This is a genomic window from Roseovarius sp. BRH_c41 (assembly GCF_000961715.1).
GTDB lineage: Bacteria > Pseudomonadota > Alphaproteobacteria > Rhodobacterales > Rhodobacteraceae > Roseovarius.
In genome coordinates this window covers 19,136-41,582 of the sequence record NZ_LADY01000050.1, presented here as the reverse complement: position 1 = coordinate 41,582, position 22,447 = coordinate 19,136, and the positions used below count along the sequence as shown (strand labels likewise).

Below are 22,447 nucleotides of genomic sequence, written 5' to 3'. Positions count from 1 at the left end.
ACTGCAGTCAGAGCTGTGCTTGTGGTCGTGGCGGTGGCCATTGGAAGACATGGGATTGACCTCGGGATTCGTTCATTCCACATTGAGATAGCCCCTACAGTAACTAGAGCTTCAAGAGCTAAAACAGAAACTTGGTCAAGTAAGGACACCGATCTGCGGAACCTTGAAACGCGTTGCCAAGTCTGTGGACGCGGCTGACCTGCCAAAGAGTGAGATAGATATGCTTCAAAAATATGCGGTGTTCATGGTTGCAACATTGGCCCTAGCTGGCTGTGCGGTGCCTCCGAAGGAAGACAACGATCCATTCAGGATCGGGAATATTCCAGAGTCTGTCGCAGCCCTTGCTGCACCCGACCAAGATCTCAACGCGGCACGGCTACGTCCCGAAGATAACTGCTATTGGTATAATCATAATGGGCCGGTGGAAACGACCTTGGTCCCGTTGCGATCGGCGGGCGGCAATCCCATCTGCGTCGCGCGCCAATCCTGATTGGCACGTTCGAGCTTCGGACTGACGACGCGCCTTGGGTCAGCTCTGCGGAGTCACGCTGTCCTCGGCCGAATATAGGAACGCCGTCGAGCCAATCTCCACGTTTGGATACAGATCGTTTATGTGCGCCATGACCATCCGGACGCAACCGGAACTTGCTCGTCCGCCGATGCTTCGCGGCTGTGGTGTACCGTGGATGCGCAGATAGGTGTCTCGGTCCCCGACATAGAGATAAAGCGCCCGTGACCCGAGCGCGTTCTCAGGTCCGGGTTCCATACCGTCAGCGATGTCGGCGTAGAGCTCCGGGTCGCGGTTAATCATGTTCTGTGTTGGCTGCCAATGCGGCCACCTGACCTTGCGCTTGATCGTGTAGACACCCGGCTCATAAAGTTTGCCGCGAGCGATCGCGACGCCATAGCGCATCGCAGTGCCGCCTTCCTCGATATGGTAAAGATAGCGCGCCACGGCGTCGACATGAATGTCACCGGCCACAAGACCATTTTTAGCTACAACCCGCTGCGGCAGAAAGCGCGGGTGTAGGCCCCACGGGTTTGATGTGGCTGGGTTATAGCCCGGCGGTGTTACCTGTGCATCCCAAGCACCCTTTTCCGCTTCAGTGGGCCAGGTGTCAGCGAGGAGCGGACTTGAGATAGACGCGGAGAAAAGTGCAGCGGTCGTCTGGATGAAATGTCGTCTTGTCAGCATCTTTCTTGTTCCTTTCACGCTATTGGCGGCGATCCAACCCACATCCCGAATTTTTTTACCTAGGAAGGAGTCAAGTTATTACAGACGACTATGCTCCATGGGGCCGACCGTTATCGATGCCTTAACTCTTAAAGTTACTAGAGGTTCAAGAAAAATATTGATCCCGCACGGGCATGTGTTTTCGCAACTTACGTATGGACAACCCTTGGTGCCTAGGTCAGTTCAAAAACCTCTGACCTCAACCGCCCTTCATTGTCACCGTCTCGAGTTCAGGCTGCCTCGTAGTTTGTGAACGGCTTCGTGGTCCCCTCTCGATTGACCAAATGTACAACATAGGCCTCACGTTCCGATTCTGGCCCATGCCCTGGCGATCCGTAAGGCACACCGGGGACTTCAAGGCCAACAGCGTTTGGGCGCTCATCCAACAGACGGCGAATGTCGGCGACCGGGACGTGGCCTTCGATCATATAGCCGCCGAAGGCTAATGACTTTTCGTTTTCCATAGTGAGACCTCTTGCTCCAGATAACTTCGGAGATAGGGGTTCCAGCGGGTGGAAGATCAAGGGCTATAAGGGCCGATCTCATAATCGTCCCCCCTTTCACTCGGGGACGAGTTCTGCTATCTTTTCAAGAAGTGTGCCGCGCTCGATCACACCGGGGATTATTTCGTCACCCAATACGAACGTCGGCGTTCCAGTTATACCCAAAGCTTCTGCGAAACGCAGAGAGGCCGCAATGTGATCACTCACTGAATCAGATTGCATATCTGTTTTCAAAACTTCGAGATCGAGCCCCACATCGCCTGCAATTTTCATAACGCTTGCTTCAACGGCTTGCCCGTTCAATGCCATCATTGCCTCGTGAAACTGCTGATATTTACCTTGGTTTCTCGCGGCAAGTGACGCGCGCGCCGCAACTTCGGAACCGGGCCCTAGGATCGGGAATTCACGATAAATAATGCGGACATCCTTGCTTGCCTCCAGTACCGCTTTGACCTCTGGTGCAGCGCGGCGACAATACCCGCAGTTATAGTCAAAGAACTCGACAAGTGTGACGCTGCCATCCAAGTTCCCGAAGATCGGAGCATTCTGTTCGAAATCATCGCGCAACTCAGACAGGGCGTCAGTCTGCGCTTCGGCGAGCGCTACATTTTCACGTTCCTGAAGGATTGAAAGCGCTTCGATCAGAATTTCGGGTTTTTCCAAGATCGCTTCAAGTGCGAGACGCTTGATATCTGCTTCATTGAGTTCTTGTGCGGCCACAGTAGTAACAGGAAATGCTGCTAATACTGTTGCAAGAACAATTTTCGACAGGCCGCGTCGCGCTAATAACATCTTGAATCCTTCCTAGGATTGAGAGAGATCCGGGGTGATTGAGTTATCTTCCCTAGGAAATCTTCTGCTGAAAAGCTACCAAAACACGCTGATCTCGCCAAGGCAGTGTTCTAAGTTGCGGGGTATAGGATCACACGGGTGTCCAGCGGGACTTTATCATAAAATTGGACAATCTGATCGTTCACCAATCTGGCGCACCCGTTCGAGACTGCACGGCCGATAGTGGTTGGGTCATTTGTGCCATGCACACGCAAAAAGGTATCGCCACGACCCGGTTGAAAGAGGTAGAGGGCCCGCGCACCTAGAGGATTGCTCAAACCGCCAGGCATTCCATTTCGTAAGGGACCATATTTCTGAGGCTCACGACGCAACATGCCCGGGGTCGGTGTCCAGCTGGGCCATTCCTTCTTTGCCCCAACATAGAATTCGCCTGCCTCATAAAGACTCGGGCGACCGATCCCGACGGTATAGCGAATTGCAGTGTTGTCAGGTTGGGTCCAGAAGAGGGCAAACTGGCTTGGGAAAACATGAATTTCGTAGGGATCAGCGCCTCCTGGGATGCTTACTACTTGAGGCAAATACTCCGGCGGCAAATCATACTTTGGCAGCACTACATGAGCTGAAACGGGCTGACTGCACAAAGCTCCGACAGCCCCGGTGGCAAAGAGAAATTTTCGTCGTTTCATGAAACTATGGCTTTCGAGTAGTGAACGTAGAATGAGCGCTGGTACACGAGATCAGACTTTAACAAGTCATGCGAAGTGCGGGATCAAAACAGCTTGACTTGTGTTCCTACTTCGGCCAAAGCAAACAATTCTTTGATATGTTCGTTATAAAGACCAATGCACCCATTTGATGATCGGCGGCCAATCTTCCGCGTGTCTCCTGTCCCGTGGACGCGATAATACTGCCATGACAGGTAGAGAGCGTGCGTGCCCAAAGGATTATCAGGACCAGGTGGAAAGTAGTCGGGCCATTCAGGATTGCGGATTTTCATTGAAGGAGTTGGGCGCCAGCTTGGACCTTCCACTTTCTTGATCACGCTAGTGTACCCGCGTTTGGTAAGATCTTCGGACTCAGGCACACTGGAAGGATAAAGCTTATAAACGCTTTGGTTTTCGGACCAATACTGCACCGCTCGGGAATCTATATCGCAGAGTATTACCCCATGTTTCAGGTTGTCGAAGTGATCCTCCCAATTCGCGACAGCAAAACCGGACGAGTTCCTACGTACAACCGGTGATGCTAGCGGAGGCGTGTTTTGGGCAAATGCGGTGCCCGCTTTCAGAGTGAGGCCGCTCGCCGCTGCTCCAAGCAGGATACTGCGCCGCGAGATAGCCGCATCTTTTACAAACTTCATTCCACTACCCTCAAACTAAACTTTTCCGGTTTCTACAACCTTCACCCACTGGAGGTTCAACCAATTTAATATCACAAAAATGTGAGGTCAGTAATTTTGAGATTTTCGACAGGCGAGTGATAGCGTCTGAGATTCTCCCCGAAATTCGGACACTGGCGTAAGCTGCGATTTGTAGTCTGCTGATCTTCAACACGAAGGAGATCTGACATGTCGAAACGGAAGCAGCATCGCCCAGAATTTAAGACCAAGGTCGCATTAGGTTCCAGACTCATTGATTCAGAGCCAGAACAAGACGGTCGCGGCGAGCGCGATTGCTGAGAGGGATACGGTTGGGGATCTGTCGTAGCGAGTGGCAACCCGCCGCCAGTCCTTCAGGCGTCCGAACATGATCTCGATCCGGTTGCGCCTCTTGTATCTCCGCTTGTCGTATTTGATAGGTTTGTCGCGCGACTTACGTCCCGGGATGCAGGGCTTGATCCCCTTTTCTATCAACGCCTCACGGAACCAGTCCGCATCATATCCTCGATCCCCCAGTAGCCAGTCAGCCGATGGCAGGCTGCTCACCAGCGCCCTGGCACCGGTGTAGTCGCTGACCTGCCCACCAGTGATGAAGAACCGGATCGGACGCCCTGCGGCGTCGGTGACAGCATGCAGCTTTGTGTTCATGCCACCTTTCGTGCGCCCGATCAGCCTTCCACGCCCCCTTTTTTTAAACGCAGGCTGGAGGCCGTGCGATGCGCCTTGAGGTAGGTCGCGTCGATCATGATCGTCTTCCGGTCCGTTCCCTCCGAAGCCAACCCAACCATGATCCGGGCAAACACGCCCATGTCGCTCCACCGCTTCCATCGGTTGTAGAGCGCCTTGGATGGACCATATTCCTTTGGCGCGTCGCTCCAACGCAAGCCATTGCGATTAATGAAAATAATGCCACTCAGAACACGCCTGTCATCGACGCGTGGCTTGCCATGGCTCTTCGGAAAGTACGGTCGAAGCCGTGCCATCTGCTCATCGTTCAGCCAGAAAAGATTGCTCATCACGCCCCCTAAAGTTTGGGAGCTTGAATCAAGATCGCGCGGAGACCGCAACCAAATCAATGGGTCCAGAGCCTAGAGGCGCTGAAGGGCGAAGAGACGGTCAGCGAGTTGATCAGTCGATTTGGGGTTCACTCAACGATGCCCCCTCAATGGAAATTATATGCCTGCCCGGGTCGCTTCTGAGTGGAAATCAACAGCCTCGGCAGGAAATGGATGCCGCCATGCAATTTCCCGGCGTATCGAACGCCTGGACGATGCCGATCCGGGCGCGCATCGACATGCTGTCCACCGGCATCCGCACGCCTGTGGGGATCAAGGTCTTCGGCACCAGCCTGACCGAGATGGAAAAGGTCGCCCGTGAGGTCGAAGCCGTGGTACGAACGGTGCCCGGAACGACCAGCGCCTATGCCGAACGGGTGATCGGCGGCTATTACTTCGACATCACCCCGGACCGTACAGCGCTTGGCCGCTACGGTCTGTCGGTGCAGGATGTGCAAGAGGTAATCGGCATGGCGTTGGGGGCCAAGGCCATCACGCAGACCGTCGAGGGGCGCGAGCGCTACGACGTCGCAATGCGCTATCCGGCGACACTGAGGTCTGATCCGGAGGCGATTGGGCGCGAGGTTCAGGTTGCACTGCCGGGCGGTGGCACCATTCCACTGGGGGACGTGGCCACCATTGAACGCACCCGCGGAGCTACGTCGATCCGCACCGAGAACGGACAGCTTGCCGTATATATCTTTGTCGATATCGTCGGACGCGATCTTGGCGGCTATGTGGCCGAAGCTCAGGCGGCGGTCGCGGCCTCCGTCACTCTGCCACCCGGCTATTCTTTGGGCTGGAGCGGTCAGTTCGAATACCTTGAACGCGCGAAACAGCGGCTGGCCACTGTTGTGCCGCTGACGCTGGCGCTGATCTTTCTGCTGCTTTACCTAAACTTCCGCCGCCTGACGGAAACCTTGATCGTGATGTTGTCGCTGCCTTTCGCTCTGGTCGGTGGCATTTGGCTCATGTGGTTCATGGGCTTCAACATGTCGGTTAAGGTGGCCGTCGGGTTTATCGCGCTGGCCGGGGTGGCGGCTGAAACCGGAGTGATCATGTTGATCTATCTCGATCAGGCGTTGAATGAAGCGCGTGCCCGCGCGGGCGACAGGGACCTGACCCGCGACGAGCTCCACGCCGCGATCATGGTGGGTGCAGTAGACCGCGTGCGCCCCAAGATGATGACAGTTGTCGCAATCATGGCCGGCCTGATGCCGATCCTTTGGGCGCATGGCACCGGGTCCGAGATCATGCAGCGCATCGCAGTGCCCATGATCGGGGGAATGGTGTCGTCAACCTTGCTGACCCTGATCGTCATTCCGGCGGTTTATGCCATCATCAAAGGGTGGGGCCTGAAGCAAGCCGGTACAGTGCCTGATTTGGCCCTCGGGCGGGCCGCAGAATAAGGGCAACGGCGTCAAGCAAGCAATAGGATATTGAGATGTATGCTCGAAACCTATGGAGTCACCGCGACTTCGACCATGCGGATTGTAGTGTCCCCATCCCCGCCGCCGGTCGGCTGCGTCCAGGCCACAAACGTACCGGCGTCTCCGCGCGCCATTCGGGGAAAACCGATCGATCCGCCGCCCCGATTGATATGGAGCGCCTGAGGCGCTGCGCATCCGGTACTTCGCGATATGTGGCACATGACGATCGCTTCACCGCCTCCCACATATTCAATCCAGAGCGCCAATGCGCTTCCATCCGGCATTTGCAGAACATCCACCCGTCCCGCGGCTGTGCCGAGGTCAATGCGGAGCGGTTCGTCAAACTGCGCGCCGCCATCGTCCGAAAACGCGATATAAACCTCCGGTTTATTCTCAGCTGCAGTGAACCAGATGACGGACACCTTGTCGTCCATCGTATCAACAGCTGGGCCATTTACGGGGCAGCCGGCACTTTCCCATCCGTCGTCGTGAACAGTGAGGGGTTGCGTCCAGTCCCCTCCGGTAGATCGAACAATCGAAATGTCGCGGATTTCATCGGCGGTTCGATCACGATAGACCGCCACGATATCGCCCGAAGCGGTCCGCGCTGCGGACGTCTGACAACAAGTACAAGCGCGCGCGTCCAACAGGCTTTCTGGCTTCATCGTTCCGTCAGAGTTGATCTGTCGTGCGCGCAGCTGCATCGCATTCTCGAAGTTTTCGCCTTCTGTTTGACTGTCATACTCCCGGCCATCCAGCCACAGCGCCGTCAACCCGCCAAACTGATCGGGAACCAACGAAACAAAACCGTGCTCGCGTTGTGATCTGTCATCATGGGGAACAAGCGGTTCCGTCCAGCTTCTGCCTTCATCTTTAGAAAAAGCGATATTGACGTCATATTGGTAATCACCCTCCCCATTCAGTTTAAGCCATTGTGCCGCCAGGCCGCCATCAGCCAGCACCGCTACCGATGGAAAATCGGCCCAGTTGATGTAAATCTTTGACGATTTATGAATTGTGCGAGCGTCCGACCACTCGCTGCCATCAAGGATGGCCATGCGAACTTCCGCTTCGGCTCCGTTTTCTTCTGTCCAACTCAATACGACCCGGCCATCCGGCAAGGTTGCAAGTGATGGCTCACGGGCACCGATGCCGACCGGGGCTGCGCGGTCGGTCAATCTGAAGAGGTCGGTTTCCTCGGCATATGTTGCGGTGAAAGAACTGAAAAATGCACCAATACTCAATATGGACGCATAAAGACATTTACTCATGAAAACGTTCTTCCGCCAGTTGTGGCCATGTCGCGGCGAACCTAGTAGTCGTTGACCGCGAACCAAACTCCACCCTCTTATCTGTCGAAACGGCTTAATTGATCCCATTGGCACGCTGCAATGCTCGAATATACGTCACGATAGCAAGGATCTCTGATCGCGTCACGCCTTCAACCGCTGGCATGTTTCCAAATTTCCAATGATGCGCCCGCACTCCATTTTGCGCCGCGAGGACAAACGCCATGTCGCTGTGATGGCTCGGTTCGTAAATCTTGTGAACAAGCGGTGGAGCAACGCCATCCCGGCCTTGCCCGTTCAGGCCGTGGCACACGGCACAGACCGCATCATAAGCGCCTGCGCCGATTTGCTCCTGCTCTGTAAAACTTGCTGGTAGCGTGACAGTTACAAGCGCGCCTGCGGGAAGCGCGACGCCCTCATCCGTCTGCGTACCCGTTTGAGAGTAATCCGGCTGCATGATGTACCAGCCTGCTGAAGCAACGGCGATCAAAGCAAAGAATATCGCTGCCCATTTCATCCCATCAAACTCCTTCATGATGTTGCTATGGCCCCCTGCCCTACCAAAGAAAGAGCTGGGTATCTCTGCTTGGATCGCTCGAATTGGCCAGCCTCTTGTGGCGCAGTGTTGTCTGGCTGAGCATGCCCCAATGGCTGAATCGATTTGTTTAAAAAGGCCATGATTTCCTGATACCGGATCCGCGTGTCTTCCAGCGTCTGATAGTAATTGAAGAGCTCTTTCAGCGGTGCCGAGAAGTCCTTGTGTGCTGCCAGGACGGCCACCAGCGCGCCGAGTGTAATGCGACCTTCGATGACAAAATATCCACCCAAAGAGTAGAACAGGAAGGGCGTCAGCGCGGTCAGAAAATTGTTGAGGGCCTTGATGAAGAACTTCAGACGGAAAATCTTCCTGCGCACGCGCTCAAGCTCTCTAAAACTTGTACTCACTGGCAGCAGCCCGGCCGGATTGACCTGTCGTTCGCGCAACTGATCGCTGAGCTGCCTGCCAAGTTGTCGGACTTCCCTGATCCTTGTGCGTGAAAGGGCGTTGACCCGGCGTTGTAGCTTGGGCAGCAGCACGAGTTGAATTGGCAGCACCGTCAGTGCGGCGGCACCCAACACAGGGTCCTGAACGAACATGAAAGACAGGATCGTCAGAAGCGTACCGCCTTGCAGGATTGGTAGCGCAAGGACATCTGCAGCAAAGCCACCTATGGGCTCAACTTCCTGTGCGAGAATAGGGATGATTTCGCTCTGGTTTCGAGCGTCTGGATCGCTGCGCCAGTGCCGATAGACCAGCAGGCGGAAGCGCCGCAGAAAACGCTCAGCGACATACCCTTTGAAGACATTAAGGCCATATTTGTTTAGCCCGTTCAGGATGATCGCCAGAAGGTAAAGACCGCAAAGCAGCATGAGGAAAACGACCTGATCGAGGTCTTGTCCCAAAATGGCAATCGGGAAACGGCCTGAATCCAGAGCGTTGTTTACGATCTGTTTTGGCAGTTCTAAAGTCAGATAGAGTATAGGCATTGCGATGAGGCTAACCAATATCATCAATGCCTGCTGACTTCTGGAGTAGCGCAAGACAGTCTTGAAAAGACTTTTTTCAAGCCCTCGTATGGGCTCTGTGTGTAACGCCGGCGTGCTGCGGTACTTCCAAAGCTTCAGAATGCCGCGAATAGCAAGATATGAGCCAACGGTGATCAGCAGCGCGGGGGCCAAGACCAGTATGAGATGAATGAACGGATGCACCCAGTCTGGCGTGGCATCGTTGTAGTCGTACCCAAAGGCGGCAGCTACGTCGTGTACAAGCAGGTGATACCTGTCCAAGAGTGACATTGAAAAGTCTAGCCCTTGGATTTCGGCGCAAGGTGATCGTGCACGATGATGACGCCCCACATGCCCGCTTCCCAGTGGCCGGGGATCAAGCATACGAACTCCAGGTTGGTCATATCGGAGAACTCCCAGATCAACTCGGCATTTTGTCCACTAGGGATCGAAACTGAATTGGCGTTGTCATGTTGCATATCGGGATGTTCGCGCATCCACTGCTGGTGTTCTGCAACCTCGTTAAAGGAGCCGAGAAAAAACTCGTGATCCAGTCCGCCCAGATTGCTGATCAAAAAGCGGATAACTGAACCGCTCTCGATGTGGAGTGCGTCCGGCTCGAAAAGCATGTAGCCGCTTTCTGTCTCCCTGATGGACAATTCAATCGTCGTGTCGATTGAGGAGCCATCACCGGGTTTCCCGATCGGATCATGGCCAGGCACTTCGAATGCACGCGCGTGAGGCTGCTGGCCCTTGCCACTGGAAGCGCCCACTGAAAAAGCCGGAAGGACGAGCGCAAGGGCGATGGTGCAGGTTCTCAGGAAATTCGTCATGCTCGGCTACCTCCGTAGCGCTTGATTTTTTGGGATCTTCTTGCTTGCTCGGGCCAAGCCTCAAAGCGATGGGGCCAAGGCGTTTGCCCTGGCCCCATGGATTTTCATCACTTGATCTGTGTGACAGTGAGTTTGCCCTTGACCCGGTCAGCGACGAATTCGATGTCCTGACCTTCCGACATGTTCGCGATCATCGTCTCGTCCGCGCGAAACACCATGGTCATGGCGGGCATGTCGAGCGTGACCAACGGCCCGTGGATGATTGTAACCTTGCCGGCCTTGGCGTCGATTTTCTTGATGGTGCCGCTCGTGTATTCCACGTCAGCCTGAGCCATCTGGTCACCTACTGCGACCTCACGGTGCATGCCGGATTCGTAGTGGCCGGCGATCAAGCATGCCGCTTCGAATGTGCCAGAATTTGCGAAAGTCCAGACAACCTCGCCCGAAGCGCCCGCATCGAGACGGATACGGTTCGGATCGTCATGTTCCATGTCCATCTTGGCCATTTCGATCTTGTGCTCGGCATTCCGCTCTACCGTGTCGAGGACGAATTCATGCTCCAGCTCGCCCTTGTTGGTGATGTTGAAGCGGATGGTTTCGCCCTCTTTGATATCCATCGGCTCACTCTCGATCAGCATCTGGCCCTCATCGTTTTCGAGCAAAGTGACGTCGATTGTGCGGTCAACCTTGGCGGCGTCACCCGGCATGCCGACCATCATTGCGGCTGGCTTGGTCTCCCCATGTCCGCCGTCGTGTGTACCTGCAGCAAAGGCCGGTGCTGATAGCGCGATCGCGAAGCTTGTCGTCAAAAGAAGATTTCTCATTTTATTGTCCTGTAGGTTGGTTCGGTTGGAGATGACGAAGGGCCGCTCAGCCCTTCGAGGTTGGTTTCGGTGTGAGAATGGTCTTGGGGCTGTTGTTGGAGGCAAATTCGGGTAATTCGCCGGTCCATTCGTAGGCCATCTCGCCCGGAGGGTTCTCGTACCAGCCGGGATCGGAGTAATCGTCCGCGTCGATGCCGTCCCGCACCTTCACGACCGAAAACATGCCGCCCATCTCGATGGGTCCATACGGGCCCCAACCCGTCATCATCGGGATGGTATTGTCGGGTAGCGGCATTTCCATTTTTGCCATGTCCCCCATGCCGGACATGCCCATCGGCATGTATTCCGGCTGGAATTGACGGATCTTCTGGGTCAGCGGCTTCTTGTTCACCCCGATGAACGTCGGCACGTCATGGCCCATGGCGTTCATCGTATGGTGCGATTTGTGGCAATGGATCGCCCAATCTCCCAGATGATCGGCGACGAATTCGTAGGCCCGCATCGCACCTACGGGAATGTCGATGCTGACCTCCGGCCACTGTGCTTCAGGCGGCACCCAGCCGCCATCCGTGCAGGTGACCTTGAAGTCATAGCCGTGCATATGGATCGGGTGGTTCGTCATCGTAAGGTTCCCAACCCGTACTCGCACCACAGGGTCCTGAACGAACATGAAAGACAGGATCGTCAGAAGCGTACCGCCTTGCAGGATTGGTAGCGCAAGGACATCTGCAGCAAAGCCACCTATGGGCTCAACTTCCTGTGCGAGAATAGGGATGATTTCGCTCTGGTTTCGAGCGTCTGGATCGCTGCGCCAGTGCCGATAGACCAGCAGGCGGAAGCGCCGCAGAAAACGCTCAGCGACATACCCTTTGAAGACATTAAGGCCATATTTGTTTAGCCCGTTCAGGATGATCGCCAGAAGGTAAAGACCGCAAAGCAGCATGAGGAAAACGACCTGATCGAGGTCTTGTCCCAAAATGGCAATCGGGAAACGGCCTGAATCCAGAGCGTTGTTTACGATCTGTTTTGGCAGTTCTAAAGTCAGATAGAGTATAGGCATTGCGATGAGGCTAACCAATATCATCAATGCCTGCTGACTTCTGGAGTAGCGCAAGACAGTCTTGAAAAGACTTTTTTCAAGCCCTCGTATGGGCTCTGTGTGTAACGCCGGCGTGCTGCGGTACTTCCAAAGCTTCAGAATGCCGCGAATAGCAAGATATGAGCCAACGGTGATCAGCAGCGCGGGGGCCAAGACCAGTATGAGATGAATGAACGGATGCACCCAGTCTGGCGTGGCATCGTTGTAGTCGTACCCAAAGGCGGCAGCTACGTCGTGTACAAGCAGGTGATACCTGTCCAAGAGTGACATTGAAAAGTCTAGCCCTTGGATTTCGGCGCAAGGTGATCGTGCACGATGATGACGCCCCACATGCCCGCTTCCCAGTGGCCGGGGATCAAGCATACGAACTCCAGGTTGGTCATATCGGAGAACTCCCAGATCAACTCGGCATTTTGTCCACTAGGGATCGAAACTGAATTGGCGTTGTCATGTTGCATATCGGGATGTTCGCGCATCCACTGCTGGTGTTCTGCAACCTCGTTAAAGGAGCCGAGAAAAAACTCGTGATCCAGTCCGCCCAGATTGCTGATCAAAAAGCGGATAACTGAACCGCTCTCGATGTGGAGTGCGTCCGGCTCGAAAAGCATGTAGCCGCTTTCTGTCTCCCTGATGGACAATTCAATCGTCGTGTCGATTGAGGAGCCATCACCGGGTTTCCCGATCGGATCATGGCCAGGCACTTCGAATGCACGCGCGTGAGGCTGCTGGCCCTTGCCACTGGAAGCGCCCACTGAAAAAGCCGGAAGGACGAGCGCAAGGGCGATGGTGCAGGTTCTCAGGAAATTCGTCATGCTCGGCTACCTCCGTAGCGCTTGATTTTTTGGGATCTTCTTGCTTGCTCGGGCCAAGCCTCAAAGCGATGGGGCCAAGGCGTTTGCCCTGGCCCCATGGATTTTCATCACTTGATCTGTGTGACAGTGAGTTTGCCCTTGACCCGGTCAGCGACGAATTCGATGTCCTGACCTTCCGACATGTTCGCGATCATCGTCTCGTCCGCGCGAAACACCATGGTCATGGCGGGCATGTCGAGCGTGACCAACGGCCCGTGGATGATTGTAACCTTGCCGGCCTTGGCGTCGATTTTCTTGATGGTGCCGCTCGTGTATTCCACGTCAGCCTGAGCCATCTGGTCACCTACTGCGACCTCACGGTGCATGCCGGATTCGTAGTGGCCGGCGATCAAGCATGCCGCTTCGAATGTGCCAGAATTTGCGAAAGTCCAGACAACCTCGCCCGAAGCGCCCGCATCGAGACGGATACGGTTCGGATCGTCATGTTCCATGTCCATCTTGGCCATTTCGATCTTGTGCTCGGCATTCCGCTCTACCGTGTCGAGGACGAATTCATGCTCCAGCTCGCCCTTGTTGGTGATGTTGAAGCGGATGGTTTCGCCCTCTTTGATATCCATCGGCTCACTCTCGATCAGCATCTGGCCCTCATCGTTTTCGAGCAAAGTGACGTCGATTGTGCGGTCAACCTTGGCGGCGTCACCCGGCATGCCGACCATCATTGCGGCTGGCTTGGTCTCCCCATGTCCGCCGTCGTGTGTACCTGCAGCAAAGGCCGGTGCTGATAGCGCGATCGCGAAGCTTGTCGTCAAAAGAAGATTTCTCATTTTATTGTCCTGTAGGTTGGTTCGGTTGGAGATGACGAAGGGCCGCTCAGCCCTTCGAGGTTGGTTTCGGTGTGAGAATGGTCTTGGGGCTGTTGTTGGAGGCAAATTCGGGTAATTCGCCGGTCCATTCGTAGGCCATCTCGCCCGGAGGGTTCTCGTACCAGCCGGGATCGGAGTAATCGTCCGCGTCGATGCCGTCCCGCACCTTCACGACCGAAAACATGCCGCCCATCTCGATGGGTCCATACGGGCCCCAACCCGTCATCATCGGGATGGTATTGTCGGGTAGCGGCATTTCCATTTTTGCCATGTCCCCCATGCCGGACATGCCCATCGGCATGTATTCCGGCTGGAATTGACGGATCTTCTGGGTCAGCGGCTTCTTGTTCACCCCGATGAACGTCGGCACGTCATGGCCCATGGCGTTCATCGTATGGTGCGATTTGTGGCAATGGATCGCCCAATCTCCCAGATGATCGGCGACGAATTCGTAGGCCCGCATCGCACCTACGGGAATGTCGATGCTGACCTCCGGCCACTGTGCTTCAGGCGGCACCCAGCCGCCATCCGTGCAGGTGACCTTGAAGTCATAGCCGTGCATATGGATCGGGTGGTTCGTCATCGTAAGGTTCCCAACCCGTACTCGCACCCGGTCGCCCTTGTTCACGACCAGCGGATCGATGTCGGGGAAGATCCGGCTGTTCCAGGTCCAAAGGTTGAAATCCGTCATCGTCATGATGCGGGGCACATAGGTCCCCGGATCGATGTCGAAAGCATTCAGCATGATCAGGAAATCGCGATCCACCGGCATGAATGTTGGATCCTTGGGATGAACCACGAACATGCCCATCATCCCCATCGCCATCTGCGCCATTTCATCGCCGTGGGGGTGGTACATGAACGTTCCGGACTTCACCAAGTCGAATTCGTAGACGAAGGTTTTGCCCGGCGGGATGCTTGGATGGCTCAATCCGGAGACCCCATCCATGCCTGAAGGAAGAATGAGCCCGTGCCAGTGCACCGTTGTGCCTTCCGGCAGCTTATTGGTGACGTAGATGCGCACCCGGTCGCCTTCGACTGCTTCGATCGTCGGCCCGGTGGATTGACCATTGTAGCCCCACAGATGCGCGATCATGCCATCGGCGAGCTCGCGCTCGACCGGTTCGGCAACGAGGTGGAACTCTTTCACCCCGTTGTTCATTCGGTGTGGCAATGTCCAGCCGTTCAGTGTCACAACCGGATTGTAGTCCGGTCCGGAATTGGGACGCGCCGTGATCGCCGTTGCTGCGCTATCCATTTGGGCAGCTTCGGGCAGGCCCATGTTCAGGGTTTGACCCCAGGCTTTCGAAGATACCAGCGTTGCACCTGCCGCGCCGGCTCCGAGTAATTGACGTCTATTTAGCATGTCAGTTCCTTTCAGTGTCCTGCGCCGCCACCGGCGGCAAGTGTCGCGCCTTCTCCACCAGCACCGCCACCGCCTTCGCCGCCGCCATAGATCGCAGCGGTCAGATCAGCCTGTGCCATGTAGAATTCGCGTTTTGCGTTTGCCGCTTCCAGTGATGCGCCAAGTTTTTCGCGCACATCTGTCAGCAGTTCGAATGTGTTGGTGATCATGCCGTTATAGGACAGCAGACCCTCTTCTTCGACGGTCGTGCGTAGCGGCACCAGAACGTCGCGATAGTGGCGGGCGATCTTATACGCGGCGTGATAGGAGGCTTCAGCACCACGCGCTTCGGACCGGACGTTGACGGCTCTTTCTGCCAGCACGTTGGCTGCTTGCAGGTACGACAATTCCGCCTTGCGCATCCGTGCCTTCCCGGTGTCGTAGATAGGGATTGCGAACTCCACCTCCACCTGAGGGGTGGTCACGGTCTCCGTTTCTCCGTCCTCAATTTCCCGCTCCGCTTCGAACCCGGCAATGAATTCGAGATCGCTGATAATGCGAGTCTGATCAGTCAGACCAAACGCCTTGGCCTGTGCTTCCAGGCCAAGTTTGGCAACGCGCAGATCAACCCGATTTCGCAATGCTTTCGCTTCGATGTCAGTCACACGGCCGACGGAACGCGGCAGCGCAGGAAGGGCATCGGGCACATAATAGTCGACTTCGGTGCCCCACAGCCCCATGAGCCTGGTCAAAGCCTCCTTGGACCGGGTAGCACTCAATCGTGCCTGGGCAAGTTGTCCAGCGAGTTCGGCATTGAATGCCTGCTCGCGGGCCTGTCCAGCTTTGTTGAGTGCGCCGGTCTCACCCAGCCTCATAGCCAATTCCGATCCGGCGTCAGACGTCGCCTTCGCACGGCGGAGATAACTCACAGCCTCGAAGGCGGCTACGGCATCGACCCATGCCTTCCGCGTCTGATTGGCCAGTGCGAGTGTGTCGTTCACGGCGCTCAGTTGAGCCTGCCGGAAGTTTGCGTCTGCAATGGCCGTACGCTGCTTGCGAGTGGTGGCATCGAGCACGTTCGACCGGATCAGTCCCTCGATCGCCCTGTAGGCACCCAGTTCGGGCGCACCGATGCCCAGTATACCAATCGACACGATCGGGTTTTCCGGCGTCGATTGCTGCCAGGCCTCTGCGGCCGATAGGCCAACGTTCGCATAGGACGCCTGCAACCCTTTGTTGTTCAGAAGCGCGACCTGAACGGCGGTGTCCGCCGAAATGGTCTTGCGGTGCACCATTGCGTGCACCTGCTTCTTCAAGGCCTCGTTTTCGGCCTGGGTTTCGGCGAAGGCTGTCCGTTTGCCGATGGCTGGTGTGACCTGGCTGGAAATGTTGGCGAAGCCAGCTTTTGGTTCCGTGTAGATGCCCGGTACAGCTGCAGCACAGGCACCCAAGATTAGCGGAAAGCCGAAAACCAGCGGAAACTTCGATACCCGCATCAGTTGCCCTCCGTCTGTTCTTGATTGACGGAACGCCAGTCGCGGGGACCTGTAGGGCCGCGATAGGTGTAGCCCGCCAAGGGGTCCTGATAGCTGATCGGCGATGAAACTGCCGTGTTGACGACGGCCTGTTGGGTCGCGACGGACGGCAACGGGGTGGGCTCATAGGCGCATGCGCCAAGCCCGAGGGCCGAAGCCCCCATAAGTAGATGAATTTTCATGAAAGTAACCTGATTGGTGAACGTTGTCTCACGCAGACTCTGCGCAAGGCTCACACCCGATTTGGGCGCCGGTTCAGATCAGGAATCGAGGGGGCCGAAGAAACCCTGCTGTTTCTACCGAATACGTTCGACCGTCCAGAATGACATATTCACTTGTACCAACCGGCTCTGCTCTGATCCTGGTGTCTTCGATGAAGACGACAGAAATACAGATGCCGTTGCAACACTCTTGGGATTGTTGCTCTTTGCCATCCTTGTCGGACGCTGCGATGTCGATGTCGCTTGCGACCCCAAGCTTCTCATGCGCGTGATGCGCATCGCTTCCGGTGTCATGAGTCATGGCAGCACCAACGACACCAACAGACTTGGCTTGATGTCCGTCATGCATGCCGGACGCAGCGTGAGCGGCAGAAGGTGGTGAAAACACCAATGCCAGTGCAAACGCAATGCACGTAAACGCCCTTGACCAGCTTGATATGAAAACTCGAAAGCTCATGCCGCGAATATCGGAGAGCGATGCAGTACAGTCAATCCGTCCTGCGCAGGAAGGTTTGTCGCTTTTTTTGAAACAGGCGAGTTTTGGCCGCTGCTGTCAGAGAGTGTTGCATATCAGCGACATAGAGAGAGCCACTATCTCCGTCCAGCGGAGCGTTGCTGACGCATCTTGGCTACTGAACCTCTGCCAGCTTCTCAGACCTGTAGCCCGCATCGCTGATCGCTGCGGCCAATGCAGTTTCATCCAGAGTGCTGTCGACGTCGACGATACGTGCAGTCAGATCGCACGAAACCGTTGCATCTGGGTCGGCCGCCATAATGGCCCTTTGGATGGAAGCGGTACAATGGCCGCAACTCATGTTCGGTACGCTGAATCTGAACATCGCAATCTCCTTTGACGACATGCATGTAAGGCGTTCCGGCGCGGGAAGGTCAATGGCCAGAATTTTATTCTACATGCCTGTTGACCTTCCAGTAACTGGAGGCCCTATCTGCAGGAGTATCAGAACAAGGAGATTCTCATGTCGGATCCGCGCACCCTTCGGCTTTCCCTGCAAAACATGTCCTGCGCTTCCTGCGTCGGCCGCGTGGAACGTGGCCTCACGCGTCTGCCGGGGGTCAGCGATATCCGTGTCAATCTCGCCAACGAGACCGCCCAGGCGCAGATCGACGCACCGGAGCGCATCGCCGAAATCGCCACGACCCTTCAGGAGATCGGCTATCCGGCCCGTACCGGGAGCGTACGTCTGAACATTTCATCCATGTCCTGTGCCTCGTGCGTCGGTCGGGTGGACAAGGCACTGGCAGTGCTGCCGGGCGTGCTGGACGTGAACGTCAACCTGGCCTCGGAAACCGCTACGGTCACCTATCTGGAGGGCGCGGTCGCGGTTGTCGACCTCATCAGGGCGGCCAGCGACGCAGGTTACCCCGCCACTCAGGCCGAAGATAGTTCATCGGAAGACGCAGGAGCCCGTAGGAACGAAGAGGCGCGGGTTCTGGCACGACGGACTGTCGTGGCAGCGACCCTCGCCCTGCCGGTGTTTCTACTTGAGATGGGCGCACATCTGATCCCCGGCATGCACGGTCTGATCGGTAACACCATCGGCCACTGGACCAGCTGGACGATCCAGTTCGTGTTGACCACGGCAGTCCTGCTCTGGCCAGGACGTACTTTTTACACACGCGGTTTCCCGGCACTGTTGAAAGGCGCGCCGGACATGAACAGCCTTGTCGCGGTTGGCACATCGGCGGCCTACATCTATTCACTTGTGGCGCTTTTCGCACCGACGCTGCTGCCCGCGGGATCGCGCGCGGTCTATTTCGAGGCGGCGGCGGTCATCGTGGTGTTGATCCTTCTGGGCCGCTGGCTGGAGGCCCGCGCCAAGGGCCGGACCGGGGCTGCGATCCAGAAGCTGATGGGCCTTCAGGCAAAGACGGCCCGTGTGCTGGTTGACGGGGAGCCGCAGGATGTGGCCATCGACCGAATCGTCGCTGGCGACATTCTGATCGTGCGCCCTGGCGAGCGGATCGCAGTGGATGGTGAACTGACCGAAGGCAGTGCCCGTGTGGATGAGAGTATGATCACCGGCGAACCGGTGCCGGTCGCCAAATCCGTGGGCGATCCCGTCACAGGCGGCACCGTCAACGGCAGCGGTGCCTTCCACTTCCGCGCGACGCGTGTGGGCGCCGACACGACGCTGGCCCAGATCATCCGGATGGTCGAAGAGGCGCAGGGCGCCAAGCTACCGATTCAAGGGCTGGTGGACCGGATCACGCTCTGGTTCGTGCCCGCTGTCATGGCATTGGCGCTTTTGACGGTGATTGTCTGGCTGTTGGTCGGTCCTTCGCCCGCGCTGTCCTTTGCTTTGGTGGCCGGTGTATCTGTGCTGATCATCGCCTGCCCCTGCGCGATGGGGCTCGCCACGCCGACGTCGATCATGGTCGGCACGGGACGTGCCGCCGAGATGGGCGTGCTCTTCCGCAAGGGCGACGCGTTGCAACAGCTATCCAGCGTGGATGTGGTGGCGCTGGACAAGACCGGAACGGTTACCCAGGGCCGCCCGGAACTGACCGATCTCGTGCTTGCGGACAGCTTTGACCGCACCGAGGTGCTGGCGCTTGTCGCCGCTGTCGAGGCGCAATCGGAACACCCGATCGCCGAGGCAATCGTGCGCGCGGCAAAGGTCGAGGGCGTCGCGCGGCATGACGCCAAGGATTTTGAATCCATCACCGGCCACGGCGTGCGGGCAAAAGTGGCGGGCCGCGAGGTGCTTGTCGGGGCCGACCGCCTGATGACCCGCGAGGGGCTGGAGATTGGCGATCTGGCCGATGAGGAGCGCCGTCTGGCCGAACAGGGCCGCACCGCACTTTTCGCTGCAATTGACGGTCGTGTCGCCGCCGTCATTGCAGTAGCCGATCCCGTGAAGCCGTCCAGCGCCGCTGCAATCCGCGCCTTGCACGCACAGGGACTGAAGGTTGCCATGATCACCGGTGACAAGCGCGAAACGGCAGAGGCTATCGCCCGCGAAATCGGCATCGACCATGTGATCGCCGGCGTTCTGCCCGACGGCAAGGTGGCCGCGCTGGACGATCTGCGCGGCGCGGGCCAACGCATCGCGTTCGTTGGCGACGGGATCAACGACGCACCCGCGCTTGCCCATTCGGACGTTGGGATCGCCATCGGCACCGGCACCGACGTGGCCATCGAATCCGCCGACGTGGTGCTGATGTCCGGCGATCTGCGTGGCGTCGTGAACGCCCTCGAAGTGTCGCGAAGCACCATGCGCAACATCCGCCAGAACCTGTTCTGGGCTTTCGGATATAACGTCGCCCTGATCCCGGTGGCGGCGGGCGTGCTTTATCCGGTGTCGGGGCTTTTGCTTTCACCGGTTCTGGCTGCCGGTGCGATGGCGCTCAGCTCTGTCTTCGTGCTGACGAATGCGCTGCGGCTGCGCCGCGTGCGCCCGGCGATGGACGAAACGGCGCGCCCCGTCTCCGAAGCCTCGGCATCCCCGATTCCAGCTGAATGAACTCAAGGAGGAAACGATTATGAACATCGGAGATGTGGCCGACCTTTCCGGCCTTCCCGCCAAAACGATCCGCTACTACGAAGACATCGGTCTTGTCGAACCGCTGCGCAGTTCAAATGGCTATCGCAGCTTTCGGCAAAGCGACGTGCACAAGCTGGCCTTTCTCGCCCGGGCACGGGCCCTTGGATTCACCATCGAGGATTGCCGGAGCCTGCTGAAGCTTTATGCCGATACTGACCGCGCCAGTGCCGAGGTGAAGCAGATTGCCGAAGAGCATCTTGATCGGATTGACAGCAAGATCGCTGAACTAACCGAAATGCGCGCGACGCTGTCGCATCTTGTGGATGCATGCGCGGGTGATCACCGCCCCGATTGCCCCATCTTGGCCGATCTGGCGATGGAACAAAAGGCGGGCAGTATCAGCAAGGCGTCCGGATAGCTCTGACGTCTGCAAAAGCCGAACTTTCCCGAAAACTACGGAACATTCCAGCGCAGCAATGTTGTTCCTTCTATAGGACATCAATTTTTCGAGACTGGAGGTTTCCAATGACATACATACGCTTTTTCGCGATGATCGCCACATCCACGGTGGTGATGTTCATCCTGATGTATCTCAACACCTATCTGCTGAGCCATATCTTCTGGTCCGAAACACGCGCCTATATGGCCGTGCTGATGGGGGCCATAATGGCGATCATCATGCTGGGCTTCATGCTGTCGATGTACTCCAGCAAGGCGATCAACGCTGCCATCTTTATTGGCGGCGCCGTGGTGTTTGCCGGATCCCTCTGGCTGGTCCGGAGCCAGGTGACCGTGGGCGATACCAGCTACATGAAGGCAATGATCCCGCACCATTCGATCGCGATCATGACATCGAGCCGCGCCAACATTTCTGACCCTCGGGTGCGCAAACTGGCTGACGAGATCATCTTTGCCCAAGACAAAGAAATCGCCGAAATGCGGTATCTGGTGAATGACATCGACACGAATGGTGACGCGGCTGATGAGGGTCTGGATGGTTCAGCCCGCATCGTCGATCTGAACGAGGCACTCTCATCCGCCGAAATCGCCATCCTTGATCTGGAATTCCTGACTGGCGATGAGATCGCGCAGCTTTTCCCGGATGGGGCCATCTGCACCTTCAAGTATACGACGACCAGCAAACCTGTGCTTGCCACAGGACAGATCGACGGTGCCCCGGCGGCGCTGGCAAAGATCAGCGGCGACCTGGTGCGTCTTGGTTCAACCGACGCAACCGGCACCCTGAGCACCGAAGGAATGTCCGTAAGCCTCAGTGCGCCGGACGGGGCTGCGGCGCTGGAAAACAGTGGTGAAGTGCAGGACGCCAACCTCGTGCTCGAACTCGATGCCGGCCTGCGGGCAGGCTATCGCGGCTATTATGGCTGCGACGCCTGAACCCTGAAACGGAGGATATGACATGCCAAGAGACACAACCCAGACAGCCAAGCTTTACCGGATGGTGATGCCCGACCACCTCTGTCCCTATGGGCTCAAATCCAAGGACCTGCTGGAGCGCAAGGGTTTCGAAGTCGAGGATCACCCTTTGACCACGCGTGAGGAAACCGACGCGTTCATGGAAGAGCACGGCGTCGAAACCACCCCGCAAACCTGGATCGGGGACGAGCGGATCGGCGGATATGACGACCTTCGGGTCCATTTCGGCATCGATGCGCCGGAAGACGAACGCTCGGACACGTCCTACCAGCCGGTGATCACGATCTTTGCCGTCGCGTTCCTGATGGCGCTCGGTTTGTCGTGGTACAGCTTCGAGAACATTTTCACCCTGCGCGGGCTGGAATGGTTCATTTCGATCTCGATGTGCTTTCTGGCGGTACAAAAACTTCAGGATGTCGAGAGCTTCTCGACCATGTTCCTGAACTACGACCTGCTGGCGCGTCGGTGGGTGCGTTATGGCAATATCTATCCGTTTGGAGAGGCTTTCGCAGGTATCCTCATGGTCGCCGGGGCGCTGACCTGGCTTTCGGCACCGGTGGCCTTGTTCATCGGCACTGTTGGCGCAGTATCGGTTTTCAAGGCGGTCTATATCGACAAGCGTGAATTGAAGTGCGCCTGCGTCGGCGGCGACAGCAACGTACCGCTCGGCTTTGTCTCGCTCACAGAGAACCTGATGATGATGGTCATGGGGATCTGGATGCCGATCAGGGTCTATCTGATCGGCTGAA

Annotated in this window: 24 protein-coding genes and 1 pseudogene; 6 read left to right on the top strand and 19 right to left on the bottom strand. The window is 56.9% G+C overall.

Translation table 11 applies throughout. From position 1 onward, the window contains the following. Positions 1-220: 220 nt before the first annotated feature. Positions 221-490 carry a hypothetical protein gene (locus tag VR71_RS14515; RefSeq protein WP_009820132.1) on the top strand — a complete coding sequence of 90 codons (270 nt, stop codon included), beginning with the start codon at positions 221-223 and terminating at the stop codon, positions 488-490. A 39-nt stretch (positions 491-529) separates the two neighbouring features. Here the strand turns inward: VR71_RS14515 and VR71_RS14510 are convergent, their stop codons facing one another. The 6 genes and pseudogenes from VR71_RS14510 to VR71_RS25080 all read right to left on the bottom strand — a co-directional run bounded on the left by VR71_RS14510 (position 530) and on the right by VR71_RS25080 (position 4,923). Continuing rightward, complete coding sequence (locus tag VR71_RS14510; RefSeq protein ID WP_040652275.1) at positions 530-1,195, bottom strand: L,D-transpeptidase; 666 nt, start codon at positions 1,193-1,195, stop codon at positions 530-532. 269 nt (positions 1,196-1,464) lie between these two features. Beyond that, positions 1,465-1,668: pseudogene (locus VR71_RS25095) on the bottom strand (DUF411 domain-containing protein); the annotation flags it as partial. A 126-nt stretch (positions 1,669-1,794) separates the two neighbouring features. Next, complete coding sequence (locus tag VR71_RS14505; protein ID WP_230797754.1) at positions 1,795-2,529, bottom strand: DsbA family protein; 735 nt, start codon at positions 2,527-2,529, stop codon at positions 1,795-1,797. A 110-nt stretch (positions 2,530-2,639) separates the two neighbouring features. Continuing rightward, entirely contained in the window at positions 2,640-3,215 is a 576-nt protein-coding gene (locus VR71_RS25090; RefSeq protein WP_009820136.1) for a L,D-transpeptidase, read from the bottom strand. An 83-nt stretch (positions 3,216-3,298) separates the two neighbouring features. Then, on the bottom strand, positions 3,299-3,889 hold the full coding sequence (locus tag VR71_RS25085) for a L,D-transpeptidase (protein ID WP_009820137.1): 591 nt from the start codon (positions 3,887-3,889) through the stop codon (positions 3,299-3,301). Between the two features lie 276 nt (positions 3,890-4,165). Beyond that, positions 4,166-4,923, bottom strand: a protein-coding gene (locus VR71_RS25080; protein ID WP_230797755.1) for an IS5 family transposase whose coding sequence is annotated in 2 segments (ribosomal slippage) — positions 4,166-4,587 and positions 4,587-4,923 — 759 coding nt in all. Because the reading frame shifts where the segments join, the coding sequence is not laid out codon by codon here. 221 nt (positions 4,924-5,144) lie between these two features. Here VR71_RS25080 and VR71_RS14490 point away from each other — a divergent pair. Continuing rightward, the gene (locus tag VR71_RS14490; protein WP_230797756.1) at positions 5,145-6,371 is read left to right on the top strand and encodes an efflux RND transporter permease subunit; all 1,227 of its coding nucleotides are present in this window, start codon (positions 5,145-5,147) and stop codon (positions 6,369-6,371) included. A 50-nt stretch (positions 6,372-6,421) separates the two neighbouring features. On the opposite strand, the gene VR71_RS14485 is transcribed toward VR71_RS14490, so the two are convergent. From VR71_RS14485 to VR71_RS14425, 13 genes are all read right to left on the bottom strand, one after another. Next, positions 6,422-7,663: a sialidase family protein gene (locus VR71_RS14485; RefSeq protein WP_045685180.1), complete on the bottom strand. Its 1,242-nt coding sequence runs from the start codon at positions 7,661-7,663 to the stop codon at positions 6,422-6,424. A 94-nt stretch (positions 7,664-7,757) separates the two neighbouring features. Then, positions 7,758-8,198 carry a cytochrome c gene (locus VR71_RS14480; RefSeq protein WP_007120882.1) on the bottom strand — a complete coding sequence of 147 codons (441 nt, stop codon included), beginning with the start codon at positions 8,196-8,198 and terminating at the stop codon, positions 7,758-7,760. A 14-nt stretch (positions 8,199-8,212) separates the two neighbouring features. After that, complete coding sequence (locus VR71_RS14475) at positions 8,213-9,517, bottom strand: ABC transporter transmembrane domain-containing protein (protein ID WP_007120883.1); 1,305 nt, start codon at positions 9,515-9,517, stop codon at positions 8,213-8,215. 8 nt (positions 9,518-9,525) lie between these two features. Continuing rightward, complete coding sequence (locus VR71_RS14470) at positions 9,526-10,059, bottom strand: plastocyanin/azurin family copper-binding protein (protein ID WP_045685167.1); 534 nt, start codon at positions 10,057-10,059, stop codon at positions 9,526-9,528. A 107-nt stretch (positions 10,060-10,166) separates the two neighbouring features. Beyond that, positions 10,167-10,883: a copper-binding protein gene (locus tag VR71_RS14465; protein ID WP_045685165.1), complete on the bottom strand. Its 717-nt coding sequence runs from the start codon at positions 10,881-10,883 to the stop codon at positions 10,167-10,169. Positions 10,884-10,929: 46 nt separating this feature from the next. Further along, complete coding sequence (locus VR71_RS14460) at positions 10,930-12,252, bottom strand: multicopper oxidase domain-containing protein (protein WP_045685170.1); 1,323 nt, start codon at positions 12,250-12,252, stop codon at positions 10,930-10,932. Between the two features lie 8 nt (positions 12,253-12,260). After that, positions 12,261-12,794, bottom strand: coding sequence for a plastocyanin/azurin family copper-binding protein (locus tag VR71_RS14455; RefSeq protein ID WP_045685167.1), 534 nt, complete (start codon positions 12,792-12,794; stop codon positions 12,261-12,263). A gap of 107 nt (positions 12,795-12,901) precedes the next feature. Then, positions 12,902-13,618, bottom strand: coding sequence for a copper-binding protein (locus VR71_RS14450; protein ID WP_045685165.1), 717 nt, complete (start codon positions 13,616-13,618; stop codon positions 12,902-12,904). Between the two features lie 46 nt (positions 13,619-13,664). Beyond that, positions 13,665-15,023 carry a copper oxidase gene (locus VR71_RS14445; RefSeq protein ID WP_230797759.1) on the bottom strand — a complete coding sequence of 453 codons (1,359 nt, stop codon included), beginning with the start codon at positions 15,021-15,023 and terminating at the stop codon, positions 13,665-13,667. Positions 15,024-15,034: 11 nt separating this feature from the next. After that, positions 15,035-16,498, bottom strand: coding sequence for a TolC family protein (locus VR71_RS14440; RefSeq protein ID WP_045685159.1), 1,464 nt, complete (start codon positions 16,496-16,498; stop codon positions 15,035-15,037). Beyond that, positions 16,498-16,719 (bottom strand): hypothetical protein, encoded by a 222-nt coding sequence (locus tag VR71_RS14435; RefSeq protein ID WP_226892491.1) that lies wholly within the window; start codon positions 16,717-16,719, stop codon positions 16,498-16,500. The genes VR71_RS14440 and VR71_RS14435 overlap by 1 nt, the downstream gene beginning before the upstream one ends. 73 nt (positions 16,720-16,792) lie before the next feature. Continuing rightward, positions 16,793-17,107, bottom strand: coding sequence for a hypothetical protein (locus VR71_RS25075; protein ID WP_151976399.1), 315 nt, complete (start codon positions 17,105-17,107; stop codon positions 16,793-16,795). A gap of 280 nt (positions 17,108-17,387) precedes the next feature. Then, entirely contained in the window at positions 17,388-17,597 is a 210-nt protein-coding gene (locus VR71_RS14425) for a heavy-metal-associated domain-containing protein (protein WP_045685143.1), read from the bottom strand. Positions 17,598-17,735: 138 nt separating this feature from the next. On the opposite strand from VR71_RS14425, the gene VR71_RS14420 reads away from it, so the two are divergent. The 4 genes from VR71_RS14420 (at position 17,736) to VR71_RS14405 (ending at position 22,446) form a co-directional block, all read left to right on the top strand. Continuing rightward, complete coding sequence (locus VR71_RS14420; RefSeq protein WP_045685139.1) at positions 17,736-20,243, top strand: heavy metal translocating P-type ATPase; 2,508 nt, start codon at positions 17,736-17,738, stop codon at positions 20,241-20,243. A gap of 19 nt (positions 20,244-20,262) precedes the next feature. Further along, the gene (cueR, locus tag VR71_RS14415; RefSeq protein WP_037929540.1) at positions 20,263-20,682 is read left to right on the top strand and encodes a Cu(I)-responsive transcriptional regulator; all 420 of its coding nucleotides are present in this window, start codon (positions 20,263-20,265) and stop codon (positions 20,680-20,682) included. Positions 20,683-20,789: 107 nt separating this feature from the next. Then, a complete protein-coding gene (locus VR71_RS14410) occupies positions 20,790-21,659 on the top strand; it encodes a DUF305 domain-containing protein (protein ID WP_045685131.1) in 870 nt (289 codons plus the stop codon). 22 nt (positions 21,660-21,681) lie between these two features. Further along, the gene (locus VR71_RS14405) at positions 21,682-22,446 is read left to right on the top strand and encodes a MauE/DoxX family redox-associated membrane protein (RefSeq protein ID WP_230797761.1); all 765 of its coding nucleotides are present in this window, start codon (positions 21,682-21,684) and stop codon (positions 22,444-22,446) included. Position 22,447 lies beyond the last annotated feature (1 nt).

Excerpts from the sequence above, each read along its gene's own strand:
- VR71_RS14515 (WP_009820132.1), top strand. The coding sequence starts at position 221 with ATGCTTCAAAAATATGCGGTGTTCATGGTTGCAACATTGGCCCTAGCT.
- VR71_RS14510 (WP_040652275.1), bottom strand. The coding sequence starts at position 1,195 with ATGCTGACAAGACGACATTTCATCCAGACGACCGCTGCACTTTTCTCC.
- VR71_RS14505 (WP_230797754.1), bottom strand. The coding sequence starts at position 2,529 with ATGTTATTAGCGCGACGCGGCCTGTCGAAAATTGTTCTTGCAACAGTA.
- VR71_RS25090 (WP_009820136.1), bottom strand. The coding sequence starts at position 3,215 with ATGAAACGACGAAAATTTCTCTTTGCCACCGGGGCTGTCGGAGCTTTG.
- VR71_RS25085 (WP_009820137.1), bottom strand. The coding sequence starts at position 3,889 with ATGAAGTTTGTAAAAGATGCGGCTATCTCGCGGCGCAGTATCCTGCTT.
- VR71_RS14490 (WP_230797756.1), top strand. The coding sequence starts at position 5,145 with ATGCAATTTCCCGGCGTATCGAACGCCTGGACGATGCCGATCCGGGCG.
- VR71_RS14485 (WP_045685180.1), bottom strand. The coding sequence starts at position 7,663 with ATGAGTAAATGTCTTTATGCGTCCATATTGAGTATTGGTGCATTTTTC.
- VR71_RS14480 (WP_007120882.1), bottom strand. The coding sequence starts at position 8,198 with ATGAAATGGGCAGCGATATTCTTTGCTTTGATCGCCGTTGCTTCAGCA.
- VR71_RS14475 (WP_007120883.1), bottom strand. The coding sequence starts at position 9,517 with ATGTCACTCTTGGACAGGTATCACCTGCTTGTACACGACGTAGCTGCC.
- VR71_RS14470 (WP_045685167.1), bottom strand. The coding sequence starts at position 10,059 with ATGACGAATTTCCTGAGAACCTGCACCATCGCCCTTGCGCTCGTCCTT.
- VR71_RS14465 (WP_045685165.1), bottom strand. The coding sequence starts at position 10,883 with ATGAGAAATCTTCTTTTGACGACAAGCTTCGCGATCGCGCTATCAGCA.
- VR71_RS14460 (WP_045685170.1), bottom strand. The coding sequence starts at position 12,252 with ATGTCACTCTTGGACAGGTATCACCTGCTTGTACACGACGTAGCTGCC.
- VR71_RS14455 (WP_045685167.1), bottom strand. The coding sequence starts at position 12,794 with ATGACGAATTTCCTGAGAACCTGCACCATCGCCCTTGCGCTCGTCCTT.
- VR71_RS14450 (WP_045685165.1), bottom strand. The coding sequence starts at position 13,618 with ATGAGAAATCTTCTTTTGACGACAAGCTTCGCGATCGCGCTATCAGCA.
- VR71_RS14445 (WP_230797759.1), bottom strand. The coding sequence starts at position 15,023 with ATGCTAAATAGACGTCAATTACTCGGAGCCGGCGCGGCAGGTGCAACG.
- VR71_RS14440 (WP_045685159.1), bottom strand. The coding sequence starts at position 16,498 with ATGCGGGTATCGAAGTTTCCGCTGGTTTTCGGCTTTCCGCTAATCTTG.
- VR71_RS14435 (WP_226892491.1), bottom strand. The coding sequence starts at position 16,719 with ATGAAAATTCATCTACTTATGGGGGCTTCGGCCCTCGGGCTTGGCGCA.
- VR71_RS25075 (WP_151976399.1), bottom strand. The coding sequence starts at position 17,107 with ATGCATGACGGACATCAAGCCAAGTCTGTTGGTGTCGTTGGTGCTGCC.
- VR71_RS14425 (WP_045685143.1), bottom strand. The coding sequence starts at position 17,597 with ATGTTCAGATTCAGCGTACCGAACATGAGTTGCGGCCATTGTACCGCT.
- VR71_RS14420 (WP_045685139.1), top strand. The coding sequence starts at position 17,736 with ATGTCGGATCCGCGCACCCTTCGGCTTTCCCTGCAAAACATGTCCTGC.
- cueR (WP_037929540.1), top strand. The coding sequence starts at position 20,263 with ATGAACATCGGAGATGTGGCCGACCTTTCCGGCCTTCCCGCCAAAACG.
- VR71_RS14410 (WP_045685131.1), top strand. The coding sequence starts at position 20,790 with ATGACATACATACGCTTTTTCGCGATGATCGCCACATCCACGGTGGTG.
- VR71_RS14405 (WP_230797761.1), top strand. The coding sequence starts at position 21,682 with ATGCCAAGAGACACAACCCAGACAGCCAAGCTTTACCGGATGGTGATG.